The following is a 12,432-nucleotide window of genomic DNA, read 5'->3' as shown; positions in this document are numbered from 1 at the left end:
TGCGCGGGGCGGCCCCCATGGGGTTCCATCGGAGCATGCCGCGCACCCCGAGCACCTCTCCGTCCCCGCTCGTGCTCTTCGCGGACGTGGCCGTTCTCCAGGACGACGTGCTCATGCTCGACGATGCCACCGGGTCCGTCGACGCCGGCGGCGTGCTCGCCCTGCGCGGCGCCAACGGCGCGGGCAAGACCACGCTGCTGCGCGTGCTCGCCGGGCTGCTCGCGCCGACCACGGGGAGGGTGCGCATCGCGGGCAGGGCTCCCGACGACCGCGACCGCGAGTTCCGCCGCGCCCTCGCCGCCCTCATCGGCCCTCCCATGACCGCGCGCGACCTCACCATCGACGAGCACCTGCGCTTCGTCGCCGCCACCTGGGGCAGCGGACCCCGCGCCGCCGCCGAGGCCTCCGACGCCCTGCTCGAGGAGCTCGGCATCTCCGCGCTCGCCCGTCGGTACCCGCACGAGCTCTCGAGCGGCCAGTCCCAGCTCGTCGCGATCGCCCTCACCCTCGCCCGACCCTCCCGGGTGCTCGCCCTCGACGAGCCCGAGCAGCGCCTGGACCCCGACCGCCTGGAACGCGTCATCGACGCGCTCGCACGGCGCGCCGAGGACGGTGCCGCGATCGTCGTCGCGACCCACAGCCCCCGCCTCGCGGAGGCCCTCGCCACGAAGACCGTGGAGCTCACGGGGGACCCGGGGGACCCGGGGGCCACAGGGGACGCGGAGGGCGACGGCACCGGCCTCGGCGACGACGCGGACGGGGCCCGCTGATGGCCGACCCGGCCGCGCAGGATCCGGCCGCGCAGGACCTCGCCGTCCAGGACCGCGCCGCGAAGGACGCCGTCGCACGGGTCTGGGCCGCCCGCGCGAACGCCCGCGGCGCCCTCGATCTCGCCTATCTCCTGTACCTGGTCGTCATCACGATCCTCGTGATCGCCGTGCCGCTGCTGCGCGAGCTCGGCCTGCTGCTCGCCCGGCCCGACGTCCTCCCGGTGATCTCCGCCCCCGCGGCGGGAGGTCTCGTGACCGCCGGGCTCCTCCTCGCGGCGGGACTGCTCGTCCTGCTCGGGGCGAGCCGCGGACCGGCGGTGCTGCCGCCCTTCTTCGTGGTCACCCTCGCCTCCTCGCACCGCCCGCGGCGCACCGCCCTGGTGCGGCCCTTCGCACGTACGGGCGCCGCGCTCGCGGCAGGACTGCTCGCGCTCGCCGGCGTGATCGGCTGGGTGCTCGTGCTCGGAGGGACGACGAGCCCCGCCGGGGCCGTCGCCCTGGGGATCGCGGGCCTCGGCGCGGCGGCGCTCCTCGAGGGCGCATGGCTCGCGGGCCAGGTCCTGCCCGGGGTCGGGCGGCGCATCCTCGCGCTCGTGCTCGCCCTCGGGGCCGCCGGCGCGGTGCTCGGGACGGTGCGCGGAGGCGCCGCGGGCCGGCGCCTGCTCGCCCTCGCGTATCCCGTCGGGGGAGCGGACGCGGGCGTCCCGTGGACCGCGGCGCTGGCGGTCCTCGTCCTCGGGGTCCTCGTCGGGATCCTGTGCGTTCCCGCGCTCGACCGCGTGCGCGGCACGGTGCTGCTCGAGCAGGCCGCGCGCTGGGAGTCGGCGCTCACGAGCGCGCGCAGCGGCGACCTCTCCGCCGCCGCCGGCACCTACCGGGTGAGGCCCTCTGTGGGCCGACGCCTGCCGGCCGTGCGAAGGGGTGCGCGGAGCGCGGGACTCGTCGGCCTCTACCTGCGGCGCGATCTGGTGGCGCTCGCGCGCACCCCGGAGCGGCTCGTCCTCGGCGTGCTCGGCGTCCTCGCCGCGAGCGTCCTCCTGGTGGCCGCCCGGCTGCTGATGGGACCGCTCGGGTTCGCGGCGCTCGTGCTCGGGGCGCTCCTGCTGTGGAGCGCGAGCGGCGTGTTCGTGGACGGTCTGCGCCACGGCGTCGAGTCGCTCGGCGCGCCGCGCCTGCTCGCGCAGGGCGTGGGCGTCCAGGTCCTCCTGCACTCCCTCGCGCCCCTGCTCGTGATGGGTCTGCTCAGCGTGCTCGGCTCCGGCCTCGGGGTGCTCGTGCTTCCGGGTGCAGGCCCGGGCCTCGGCCCGGACCCGGGCGCCGTCGGCGCGCTCGCCGTCGTGCTCGCCCCGGCGCTCGTGCCGCTGATGATCATCGGACGGGCGCGCGATGCCGCCAAGGGGCCGATGCCCCTCGCGCTCGCCACGCCCATCCCGACCCCGCAGGGCGACGCCTCGATCCTGCCGCTCGTCGCCTGGCAGGCCGACGCGATCCTGTTCGCGCTGCTCGCCGCGGGTCTGCTGTTCCTCGCCCTCGGGGCATCGTGGACGTGGGGGATCGGGCTCTGGGCGGTCGCCGGAGTGCTGCTGGCGAGCGATGCGCGCCGACGTGTCCAGGAGCTCAGCCGCGGCGGGCGATGACCTCTCCCAGGCGGCCCACGCCGTCCGCGATCACCTCGGGGGAGTGGGTGACGAAGCTCAGGCGCATCGTCGAGCGGTCCGCGTCCTCCGCGAAGAACGACCAGCCGGGCAGGTACGCGACGCCCGCGGAGACCGCGTCGGCCAGCAGGTCCTGCGCGTCCCAGCCCTCGCCGAGCGCGGCCCACAGGAACATGCCGCCCTGGGGGCGCGTGACGTGCGCGCCCTCGGGGAGCCTGCCCGTGAGGGCCTGCGCCATCGCGTCCCGTCGCTCGCGGTAGACCTCGATGACCGTCGCGACGTGCGCGTCGAGGTCCTTGGTCTCGAGGTAGCGGGCGACAGTGAGCTGGTCGACCACGGAGGACTGCATGGAGATCGCGGCCTTCGCGACGGCCAGGGTGTCCAGGATCGGGCCCTCCGCGCGGATCCAGCCGATGCGCACCCCCGGGCTCATGAGCTTGGACATCGACTTCATGAGCAGGGTGCGCGAGGACATGCCGGGCTCGGAGGCGATCGGCGCGAAGCGCTCGCCGTCGAAGGACAGCTCGCCGTAGGGGTCGTCCTCGATGAGCGGGACGTCGTGGCGACGCAGCACGTCCGCGACCTGTGCGCGGCGCTCGGCGGACATCGAGCGCCCGGTGGGGTTCTGGAAGGTGGGGATCAGGTAGACCAGGCGCGGGTGGTGCGCGCGGATCGCGGCGTCCAGCGCGTCGGGCAGCACGCCGCCGTCATCCGTCTCCACCCCCACCATGCGCGCCCCGTGCACCGCGAAGGCCTGCACCGCGGCGAGGTAGGTGGGGGACTCGACGAGCACCACGTCGCCCGGCTCGATGAGCGCCTCCGCGGCGACGAACAGCCCTTCCTGCGAGCCCGAGGTGACGCGGATCTGCGAGGCGTCGGTGGGCAGCTCCCGCGAGAGCCGGCGCGCGGCCTGCTCGCGCAGCTCCGCCTCGCCCTCACTCACCCCGTACTGCAGGGCGCGCGTGCCCTGCTCGCGCAGCACCCAGTCGTAGCACTCGGCGATGTCCGCGAGGGCGAACAGGGAGGGGTCGGGGATGCCGCCGGCGAAGGAGACGACGTCCGGCCGGGCGGCGAGGGAGAAGATGTCCTTGAGCGGCGAGCTGGCCATGCCGGCGTAGCGGGCGGCGACGGGGAAGGCGAAATCAGGGGTGCTGGCCGAGCTCATCTGCGTGGACATGGGGACATGCTCGCACGCGGGCGGCGAGGGGCCGCGCAGGGCGCGATGTGAGGCTCTCAGGCGCCGAGGACGCCCTCGATGCGCAGCAGCGACTCCTTCGTGCCGATGCCGCCCGCGTAGCCGGTGAGGGAGCCGTCGGCCGCGAGCACCCGGTGGCAGGGCACGAGGATCGAGATCGGGTTCGCGCCGACGGCCGCGCCGACCGCCTGCGCCGCGCGCGGCGAGCCGATCTGCCGGGCGAGCGCCCCGTACGTGGTGGTGTCGCCGAAGGGGATCCGTCGCAGCTCCTCCCACACGCTGCGCTGGAAGGCCGTGCCCTCGAGGCGCAGCGGCACGTCGAACACGGTGCGGGTGCCCGCGAGGAAGTCGAGCAGCTGCTGCGAGGCCTCCTCGAGCAGCGGGTCCTTCCCGGTCACGTGCGCGCCGAGGCGCTCGGTGCGCGGGAAGTGCGACTGGGCCTCGCGCCAGACGCCGGTGACGGCGTCGCCGTCGGCCGTGCGGCGGGCCGCGATCAGATAGCGGCCGACGGGGGTCTCGACCGCGAGATGGCGTGCGGGATGGGAGGCGGAGGCTCCGGCGGAACGATCGGGTGTGGAGTTCATGAGCTGCGTGTCCTTCGGGTGCGGCGGGCGGGTGGCAGGGAGGCGGCGTGATGCCACAGATGCAGGCTCGCGTACGAGCGCCAGGGAGCGGCGGGCGCGAGGGACTCCGGGAGGTCGTCGAGGTCCTCGGCGAGGCCCAGGTCGCGGGCGGCGGCGAGCAGGGCGACGTCGCGCGGGGGAGCCAGGTCGCTGCCGCGGGTGCCGCGAAGCAGCGCGTAGCCGGCGGTCCACGGGCCGACGCCCGGCAGTGCGAGCACGGCCTCGTGGAGCTGCGCGGGATCCAGCGCGTCCGCGTCGGGCGTCTCGGTGAGCGCGGTGACCAGGGCGCGGCGGCGGGCGCCGGGCCCGCGGTACCAGTCCGCGGCACGCGCGGCGGCCTCCGCCGGCGTCGGGCCCAGACGGTGCACGCCGCCCACGTGCAGCGAGGGCGGCAGCGCCTCGCCGGCGAGGTCCGTGGCGCGCGCGATCTGGTCCCGGGCCTGCGCGGCGGTGATCTGCTGCCCGACGATCGCCCACATCAACGCCTCGGCGAGAGACGGCAGCCCGGGCAGCCGTACCCCCGGCCGCGCCGCGACGAGCGGGGCGAGGGCGGGCAGGGAGCGCGGGAGCGCCTCGTCGATGCCGAGCGGATCCGCGTCCAGGTCCAGCAGGCGCCGCGCGAGACCTACCGCCGCGCCGTAGTCGCGCACGTCGACCAGGTGCATGGTGGCGGGCAGGCGCGCGGTGCCCGTGCCCGCGAGGGAGGGCAGGGCGACCTCGAGCACGGCGGGACCGTGGGGGAGGCGCACGGCGGTTCGCCGGACGGGAGCCGCGCCGGCCCCGTCCCCGTCGGCGACGACTTCGTCGACGCCGGGCACGGCGCGCGCGGAGAACCAGCGGGCGAGGCCGTCCCCGTCGAAGGGGAGGCGCACCGCGAGGCGCGCCCGCAGGTGGGCGGCGCCCTCGGCCGCGGGGTCCGCCGGCCCGTCGGACCGCGTCGCGTCCCGCCCCCTGCGCTCCCGGACGGTCGAGGGCGCATGGCCGAACACGGTCGTGAACGTGTCGTGGAGCTGGCGCTCGCTGCCGAACCCGGCGGCGAACGCGACCCGCGAGAGCGGGAGATCCGTCTCCAGGACCAGGTCGTGGGCCCGCCGGGCGCGACGCATGCGCGCATGGGCGAGGGCGCCCGCCCCGGTGCGGGCGCTCAGCGCCCGGTGCAGCGTGCGCTCGGAGACCGCGAGGCGCGCGGCGAGCTGCGGCACCGAGCCGTCGTCGAGCGCGCCGCCGTCGATGAGGCGCAGCGCGCGACGCGCGAGATCGCCGGAGGGGTCCTCGTCCGGCGATCCGGGCGGGGCCGAGGGCCCGCAGCGCTTGCAGGCGCGGAAGCCCGCTTCGACCGCCGCCGCGGCCGACGGGGCGAAGTCGACGTTCGCGCGCGCCGGGGTGCGGGCCGGGCACGAGGGGCGGCAGAAGATCCCCGTGGAGCGGACGCACGTGAAGAACGCGCCGTCGAAGCGGGCGTCCCGCGCCCGGATCGCGGCGAAGCGCTCGTCGTCCGTCATCTCGTCCATGCCCCCAGTGAACCCCCTGCGCACCAGCGGCGCCAGCGGGAATCGGACACGGCGGCGGGGATCATCGAACACCTCGGGCCGACCCTGCGTGGCGTCACCGGGTGAGGGTCTAGCCTGGGTCGCGGACGGGGCGCGCATGCTCCGCGGTCGACGAGCGGGAGGACGCAGCACGTGGACGAACAGAGCGCACCGATCCCGCAGAGGATCCTGAGGCCGCTCACCGAGTCGGCGATCTTCCTCGTCCTCACGGTCGACGAGGGCGGCGAGGACGGCGTGCGCGAGGTCCTCGACGGCTTCACCGGCACCCTTCGCACCGTGCGCTCGCGGATCGTCGCGGCGGACCTCGGGTGTGTGGTCGGCATCGGCGCCCGCGCCTGGTCCCGCCTGTTCTCCGGCCCCGCGCCGAAGGGGCTGCGCACCTTCCCCGCCCTGTCCGGGACGGTGCACGACGCCCCGTCGACCCCCGGCGACCTCCTCTTCCACATCCGCGCCCACCGCATGGACGTGTGCTTCGAGCTCGCCGGCCAGCTCATGCGGCAGCTGCGGCCGTTCACCACAGTGCAGGACGAGGTCCACGGGTTCCGCTACTTCGACTCCCGCGACGTCATCGGCTTCGTCGACGGCACCGAGAACCCCGAGGGTCTCGAGGCGCAGCGGTTCGTGGTCCTCGACGAGGACACGGACCCGGACTTCGTGGGCGGCAGCTTTGTGACCGTCCAGAAGTACGTGCACGACATGGAGGGATGGGAGCGGCTCACCGTCGAGCACCAGGCCGACACCATCGGCCGCCACAAGTGGGACAACGTCGAGATGGACGACGAGACGAAGCCCGCCGACTCCCACACCGCGCTCACCGTCATCGAGGACGCCGATGGCACGCAGCTGAAGATCGTGCGCGACAACATGCCCTTCGGCAGCGCCGCGGCCGACGAGTTCGGCACCTACTTCATCGGCTACTCGCGCGACCTCGACGTCACCGAGCAGATGCTGCGCAACATGTTCCTGGGGGACCCCGAGGGCACGAACCACGACCGGCTCCTGGACTTCTCGACCGCGCTCACGGGCACCCACTTCTTCGTCCCCACCGTCGACTTCCTCGACGACATCCCGCCCGCGCCGGGCGACGCGGGCGACGGTGCCGAGGGGGCCGATGGGGACGACGGGGCCGATGTGGCCGACGGTGCCGAGGTGCCCTCGTCGGCCACCCCCGCCCCGCCGGATCCTGCGGAGGGATCGCTGGGCATCGGGGCCCTCGAACCGACCGCTCCGCACACCGCCGCCTCTCACGGTCCAGCCCCTCTCGCTCCCGCCGCGCACGACCCCGCCCCGCACGACCCCGGCACCGCCGGGACGAAGGAGACGCCATGAACAACCTGCATCGCGAACTCGCGCCCATCTCCACAGCGGCGTGGGAGGACATCGAGGACGAGGCGAAGCGCTCGTTCCGCCGCAACATCGCCGGGCGCCGCCTGGTCGACGTCAGCGGGCCCCACGGCCTCGACCTGGCCTCGGTCACCACCGGTCACCGCCACCGCGTGGACCTGGGCCTCGAGGGCGTGCGCGCGAGCCTGCGCGAGTCCCAGCCGATCACCGAGCTCACCGTCCCCTTCACCATCAGCCGCGAGGCGATCGACGACGTCGACCGCGGCGCGCAGGACCCCGACTGGGACCCCGTCGTCGACGCCGCCCGCACCATCGCGCTCGCCGAGGACCACGCGATCTTCAACGGCCTCGACGCCGCGCACATCACCGGCATCACCCCCGGGGCCACCTCGCTCGCGCACCACCTGCCGCAGGACGTGCGCGACTACCCCGACGCGGTGTCCCGGGCGATGACGGCCCTGCGACTGGAGTCGATCGACGGCCCCTACGCGCTCGCCCTCAGCGCCGACGCGTACCGCGAGGTCAACGAGACCACCAACCACGGCTACCCGATCATCGAGCACCTGAAGCGCGTGCTCGACGGGCCGATCGTGTGGGCTCCCGCGATCGAGGGCGGCGTGCTGCTCTCGCGCCGCGGCGGCGACTTCGAGCTGACCATCGGCCAGGACGTGTCGATCGGCTACTCCGCCCACGACGCGGACACCGTGACGCTCTACTTCCAGGAGTCGATCACGTTCCTCTCCTTTACGCCGGAGGCCGCGGTCCCGCTGCTCGCGGAGAGCTGAGGTCCCCGGGAGGTCCGAGCACGGCCGGAGCGGGAGTCGTGCGTCCGGCAGCAGGCGCGCCGGACGCACGGATGCCTGCGCCTCCTACCCTGGAGGCATGACCCAGCCTCCTCCCAGCCACGATCCCCGCTTCCCCCCGACGCAGCCCGCCCCGCCGAGTGGAGCGCTCGCCTGGGGCCTCGGTCTGCTCGTGTTCCTTCTCGTGCCCTTCTTCTCGACGGTCATCGCCGGCGTGACGATGCTCGCCGTCGGCGCCCATTCGCGGACCAAGGGCGGCCTCGCCCACGTCAACGCGCGAAACGCGGCGAACTGGGGCGGCACCTACCTCGTGCTCACGCTGATCCTCGTGCCGCTGCACTTCGTGCTGCTCCTCACCCTCGCGGACGGGCCGTACGGGCACGACTTCTTCCCGCTCGGGACGGCCATCTCCCTCTGGGGACTCGTCACCCTGTTCCACATCGTCGTGTCGATCCTCGGCCTGATCTTCTCGCTCACCGGCAAGGTCTTCTGGATCCCGGCGATCCCGTTCCTGCGGGCCGGGAGGCCCTGAGCACTACCCGCGCCGGGCACCGGATGCCGGGGCCCGCGGCTCGGGCGTCGGGGTCCCGAGGGCGTTCCGGCGGCACACATGGAAGAACCGGCCGGTCGAGCAGGAGAGCTGCTCGACCGGCCGGTCCGTGGAGAGCGGGCGACGGGAATCGAACCCGCGTCATCAGTTTGGAAGACTGAGGCTTTACCATTAAGCTACGCCCGCGTGACCAGCGCAGATGCTGTTCCTCGGCGCCCCGTCCAGGGGGCTTTCGGATACCGGACCACCGGGAGCCGAGCGGATCGTCGGAGGTGCGCTGCATCGTGTGCGGCCGCTCCTATTAGACCAGAGGTGCGGGCCGCGGCGCACCACGCGTCGGCCCGCGGAGGCATGTCTCCCATCACAGGTGCCGGACGCGGCCGGGGGCGTGCAGGAGCGACCAGGTAGGATCTGGTGGGTTGCCCTCCGGGGTGTAGCTCAGCTTGGTAGAGCACCCGCTTTGGGGGCGGGATGCCGCAGGTTCAAATCCTGTCACCCCGACCCGCGGCTGGGTCGCCACCGTGCCGAGTCACCGGGCGGCGCCACCGGACAAGTCCAGAACACCGATAGACCTCAGGGAGACCTGCACGTGAAGACCGAAGTCGAGAAGCTCAGCCCGACCCGGGTGAAGCTCACCGTCGCTGTGCCGTTCGACGAGCTGAAGCCGGCCGTCGAGGCGGCAACGAAGAAGATCGCCGAGCAGGTGCAGATCCCGGGCTTCCGCAAGGGCAAGGTCCCCACGCGCCTGGTCGAGCAGCGCTTCGGTCGCCCGGCGATCATGCAGGAGGCCGTGAACGACGCCCTGCCGGACTTCTACCAGAAGGCCGCGACCGAGGCGGAGATCCGCCCGCTGGGCCGTCCGGAGGTCGAGGTCACCGAGATCCCTGGCCTCGACGGTACCGACGCCGGTGACCTCAACTTCACCGTCCAGCAGGACGTGCGCCCCGACTTCACCCTCCCCGAGCTCTCCGACGTGGTCGTCGAGATCGAGGAGCCCACGGTCGACGACGACGCCGTGCAGGTGCGCCTCGACGCGCTGCGCGAGCGCTTCGGCACCCTCGTGGGCGTCGACCGTCCCGCGCAGGACGGCGACTTCGTCTCCCTCGACATGACCGCGAAGGTCGGTGACGAGGAGGTCGAGTCCGTCGAGGGCGTCTCATACCACATCGGCGAGGGCAACATGCTCGAGGGCCTGGACGAGGCACTCATCGGCCTGTCCGGCGGCGAGACCACGACCTTCACCTCGAAGCTCGCCGGCGGCGAACGCGCCGGCGAGGACGCCGACATCACCGTCACCGCCCAGAGCGTGAAGGTGCGCGAGCTGCCCGAGGCCGACGACGAGTTCGCCGAGATGGCCTCCGAGTTCGACACCATCGACGAGCTCAAGGCCGACCTCAAGGAGCAGGCCGCGAAGGACGCCGAGGGCAACCGCGTGGCCCTGGCCCGCAACGCCTTCCTCGACAAGCTCGTCGCGGACCTGGACCTGCCGGTCCCGGATCAGCTCGTCGAGGACGAGATCGCCCAGCACCTCGAGAACGAGGGCAAGGAGCCCGGCGACCCGCACGCCGAGGAGATCCGCGAGGACACGATCTCCGGCATCCGCGCGCAGTTCGTGCTCGACGCTCTCAACGAGACCCGCGAGGTCCAGGTTGAGCAGGAGGACCTCATGTCCTACCTGAGCCAGCTCGGTGCCCAGTACGGCATCGACCCCAACCAGCTCATCTCCATGCTGGCCCAGTCCGGTCAGCTCGAGCAGGTCTTCGCCGAGGCCCAGCGCTCCAAGGCCCTCGACGTGGCCCTCGCCGACATCACGGTGAAGAACACCGCTGGCGACGTGCTCGACCTGGGGCTGACCAAGGCCGACGCCGCCGAGGCGGATGCCGACGCCGAGGGCGAGGAGGCCGAGAAGGCTCCGGCCAAGAAGGCCCCCGCGAAGAAGGCCCCCGCCAAGAAGGCTCCGGCCACCAAGGCGACCGCCTCGAAGTCGACCGCCTCGAAGTCGACCGCCTCGAAGTCCACCGCCGCGGCGGAGGACGCCGAGGGCGAGGAGAAGGCGCCGGCGAAGAAGGCCCCGGCCAAGAAGAGCACCGCCGCGAAGTCGACCACTTCGACCGCCGCCAAGAAGACGACTGCCGCGAAGTCCACGACCTCGAAGACGGCCGCCTCCAAGACGACCGCGTCGAAGTCCGCCTCGACCAAGACCACCGCGTCGAAGTCGACGGCCGCCAAGAAGCCCGCCGCCTCCAAGGCGACGTCGGCCAAGTCCGCGGCGGCCAAGAAGACTGAGGAGTCCGCCGAGGACAAGTGATCCTCGCAGGACACCGCCCGGGCCGCGTCTTCTGAGACGCGCCGGGGCACAGGGAACGGGCCGCCCGCCGGAGAGATCCGGCGGGCGGCCCGTTCCCGTGTGCCGTGGACTGTGCCCGGGTGTGCCCGGCCCGGGTGCGCCGGGGTCGGTGCGTCGGTGCTCCGGAGGGGGAGAGTGGCCGGAGCGGTCAGGAGAACGGCAGCGCGCACGGTCGCATCCCCGGGGGGGGCTCCCCGTCCCGCATCGGTCCGGCTCCAGTCCCTGAATCCCGCCGTGCGAGCTCGCGCTGTGGGGCGGCGTGCGACGGGTCGTGCTGACGGTCGTGCTGACGGGTCGTGCCCGGCGCTGATGCCTGCTCCGTGAGTGCGGGACGATGTGCTCCAGCGGCGTATACCGGACGTCTCTGCAAGATATGGCAGAGACGTCCGATATACGCCGCTCCGTGACATCCGCGCCCTGCATCTGCCGCATCCGCGCCCTGCATCTGCCGCATCCGGATCTCTGCATCTGCCGCACGCCACCCGTGCGCCGGACCGCACGCGGGCCCCGTGCGCCGGACCGTACGCCCGCTCCGGCCTCACGCCCACGCGTCCGCCCCATTCCTGCCCCACACCCGCGCGTCCCTCCACCACGAGCGCGCACATGCAGAACGGGGCGGCACCTGTGCGGTGCCGCCCCGTTCCGTGCTGCCGTGGTGATCGTCGGGCCGCGGAGGGCCCGCTCGATCAGCGGTAGGAGATGAAGGTCGGGCTGCCCCAGATGGTGCGCTCGATGACCTGCTGGCGGGAGCCGGAGGCGTCGATGACCTTGTTGTTGCCGGCGTAGATGCCGACGTGACCGGGCCAGTGGACGATGTCGCCGGGCTGGGCCTGCGACTGGGAGATGCGGGTGCCGCCGGCCGCCTGGCCGCTCGAGGTGCGCGGCAGGGACTTGCCGGCCTGCGAGTAGGCGTAGGTGGTCAGGCCCGAGCAGTCGAGGCCGTTGGACGGGTTCGAGGAGCCCCAGCTGTAGTGGACGCCGATCTGCGAGCGCGCGGCCGCGACGATCGAGGAGCCGGAGGTGCTCGAGGAGGAGCTGGAGACGCTCGAGGAGGAGCCGCCGTTCAGGGCGCCGCGGGTCTCGGGGCCGACGCGGCCGTCGACGCGCAGGCCGTTGGTCGACTGGAAATCGCGCACGGCGGCGTTGGTCTTGGTGCCGAACACGCCGTCCACGGCGAGGTGGGCGCCGTGATCGTTGAGAGAGGCCTGGAGGGCGGAGACCCGCTCGCCGCGGACGCCCGAGAACAGGGTCGCGCCGGCGCTGAGCGAGGTGCTCTTGGCGGAGGCCGCGGTGGTCACGGTCGCCTTGGCGGTGCTCGCGCTCGCGGTGTTCTGCGCCGGGGCGGCGGGGGCGGTCTGCGCGGTCGCGCCCTGCATGGTGAAGGCCGAGCCGACGAGGACCGTGCCGAGGACGGCGGCGCCGCTCGCGGTGCGGACCGCGGCCGAGGAGGCGCTGATCGGGGTGACGGCGCGGCCGGCGGCGCGGTGCGTGTTCTTCTGGGCCATGTGAGGCGGGGTCCTTCCGGGTCTCATCCAGGGGGTCGGATGGCGGCGTGCAGGGTCCTCATCCGGTACTGGATGAACGGTGCGGGGTGC

General features: G+C 73.6%; 10 protein-coding genes and 2 tRNA genes. 7 read left to right on the top strand and 5 right to left on the bottom strand.

Annotation, left to right across the window (positions count from 1 at the left end):
• The first annotated feature begins 35 nt into the window (after window positions 1-35).
• Window positions 36-770 carry an ABC transporter ATP-binding protein gene (locus Bra3105_RS05645; RefSeq protein ID WP_228358947.1) on the top strand — a complete coding sequence of 245 codons (735 nt, stop codon included), beginning with the start codon at window positions 36-38 and terminating at the stop codon, window positions 768-770.
• Window positions 770-2,407, top strand: coding sequence for a hypothetical protein (locus Bra3105_RS05640; RefSeq protein ID WP_228358946.1), 1,638 nt, complete (start codon window positions 770-772; stop codon window positions 2,405-2,407). Before Bra3105_RS05645 ends, Bra3105_RS05640 begins: the two co-directional genes overlap by 1 nt.
• Here the strand turns inward: Bra3105_RS05640 and Bra3105_RS05635 are convergent.
• From Bra3105_RS05635 to Bra3105_RS05625, 3 genes are read right to left on the bottom strand one after another with little or no spacing between them, the layout of a single operon-like run.
• Window positions 2,388-3,602 carry an aminotransferase-like domain-containing protein gene (locus Bra3105_RS05635; protein WP_228358945.1) on the bottom strand — a complete coding sequence of 405 codons (1,215 nt, stop codon included), beginning with the start codon at window positions 3,600-3,602 and terminating at the stop codon, window positions 2,388-2,390. The genes Bra3105_RS05640 and Bra3105_RS05635 overlap by 20 nt on opposite strands.
• Before the next feature lie 56 nt (window positions 3,603-3,658).
• Window positions 3,659-4,204, bottom strand: coding sequence for a methylated-DNA--[protein]-cysteine S-methyltransferase (locus tag Bra3105_RS05630; RefSeq protein WP_228358944.1), 546 nt, complete (start codon window positions 4,202-4,204; stop codon window positions 3,659-3,661).
• On the bottom strand, window positions 4,201-5,754 hold the full coding sequence (locus Bra3105_RS05625) for a DNA-3-methyladenine glycosylase 2 (protein WP_228358943.1): 1,554 nt from the start codon (window positions 5,752-5,754) through the stop codon (window positions 4,201-4,203). Before Bra3105_RS05625 ends, Bra3105_RS05630 begins: the two co-directional genes overlap by 4 nt.
• 171 nt (window positions 5,755-5,925) lie before the next feature.
• Between Bra3105_RS05625 and Bra3105_RS05620 the strand changes: the two genes are divergently transcribed.
• The 3 genes from Bra3105_RS05620 (at window position 5,926) to Bra3105_RS05610 (ending at window position 8,472) form a co-directional block, all read left to right on the top strand.
• Window positions 5,926-7,122 carry a Dyp-type peroxidase gene (locus tag Bra3105_RS05620; protein WP_228358942.1) on the top strand — a complete coding sequence of 399 codons (1,197 nt, stop codon included), beginning with the start codon at window positions 5,926-5,928 and terminating at the stop codon, window positions 7,120-7,122.
• Window positions 7,119-7,922 carry a family 1 encapsulin nanocompartment shell protein gene (locus Bra3105_RS05615; RefSeq protein WP_228358941.1) on the top strand — a complete coding sequence of 268 codons (804 nt, stop codon included), beginning with the start codon at window positions 7,119-7,121 and terminating at the stop codon, window positions 7,920-7,922. Before Bra3105_RS05620 ends, Bra3105_RS05615 begins: the two co-directional genes overlap by 4 nt.
• Before the next feature lie 97 nt (window positions 7,923-8,019).
• The gene (locus Bra3105_RS05610) at window positions 8,020-8,472 is read left to right on the top strand and encodes a hypothetical protein (RefSeq protein WP_228358940.1); all 453 of its coding nucleotides are present in this window, start codon (window positions 8,020-8,022) and stop codon (window positions 8,470-8,472) included.
• Window positions 8,473-8,605: 133 nt separating this feature from the next.
• Here Bra3105_RS05610 and Bra3105_RS05605 read toward each other — a convergent pair.
• Window positions 8,606-8,676: transfer RNA gene (locus Bra3105_RS05605), tRNA-Gly, on the bottom strand.
• Between the two features lie 241 nt (window positions 8,677-8,917).
• Here Bra3105_RS05605 and Bra3105_RS05600 point away from each other — a divergent pair.
• A tRNA-Pro gene (locus Bra3105_RS05600) sits at window positions 8,918-8,991 on the top strand.
• 88 nt (window positions 8,992-9,079) lie between these two features.
• On the top strand, window positions 9,080-10,798 hold the full coding sequence (tig, locus tag Bra3105_RS05595; protein ID WP_228358939.1) for a trigger factor: 1,719 nt from the start codon (window positions 9,080-9,082) through the stop codon (window positions 10,796-10,798).
• 725 nt (window positions 10,799-11,523) lie between these two features.
• Here tig and Bra3105_RS05590 read toward each other — a convergent pair.
• A complete protein-coding gene (locus Bra3105_RS05590) occupies window positions 11,524-12,342 on the bottom strand; it encodes a C40 family peptidase (protein ID WP_200503182.1) in 819 nt (272 codons plus the stop codon).
• Window positions 12,343-12,432 lie beyond the last annotated feature (90 nt).

Origin of the sequence: Brachybacterium halotolerans subsp. kimchii (genome assembly GCF_020792675.1) — a bacterium.
Taxonomy (GTDB): Bacteria; Actinomycetota; Actinomycetes; order Actinomycetales; family Dermabacteraceae; genus Brachybacterium; species Brachybacterium halotolerans.
This window is presented reverse-complemented; position numbering and strand designations above follow the sequence as displayed.

Bases quoted from the DNA above. Each gene is read 5' to 3' on its own strand.
- Bra3105_RS05590 (WP_200503182.1), bottom strand. From the start codon at position 12,342: ATGGCCCAGAAGAACACGCACCGCGCCGCCGGCCGCGCCGTCACCCCG.
- Bra3105_RS05615 (WP_228358941.1), top strand. From the start codon at position 7,119: ATGAACAACCTGCATCGCGAACTCGCGCCCATCTCCACAGCGGCGTGG.
- Bra3105_RS05640 (WP_228358946.1), top strand. From the start codon at position 770: ATGGCCGACCCGGCCGCGCAGGATCCGGCCGCGCAGGACCTCGCCGTC.
- Bra3105_RS05625 (WP_228358943.1), bottom strand. From the start codon at position 5,754: ATGGACGAGATGACGGACGACGAGCGCTTCGCCGCGATCCGGGCGCGG.
- Bra3105_RS05645 (WP_228358947.1), top strand. From the start codon at position 36: ATGCCGCGCACCCCGAGCACCTCTCCGTCCCCGCTCGTGCTCTTCGCG.
- Bra3105_RS05635 (WP_228358945.1), bottom strand. From the start codon at position 3,602: ATGTCCACGCAGATGAGCTCGGCCAGCACCCCTGATTTCGCCTTCCCC.
- Bra3105_RS05630 (WP_228358944.1), bottom strand. From the start codon at position 4,204: ATGAACTCCACACCCGATCGTTCCGCCGGAGCCTCCGCCTCCCATCCC.
- Bra3105_RS05610 (WP_228358940.1), top strand. From the start codon at position 8,020: ATGACCCAGCCTCCTCCCAGCCACGATCCCCGCTTCCCCCCGACGCAG.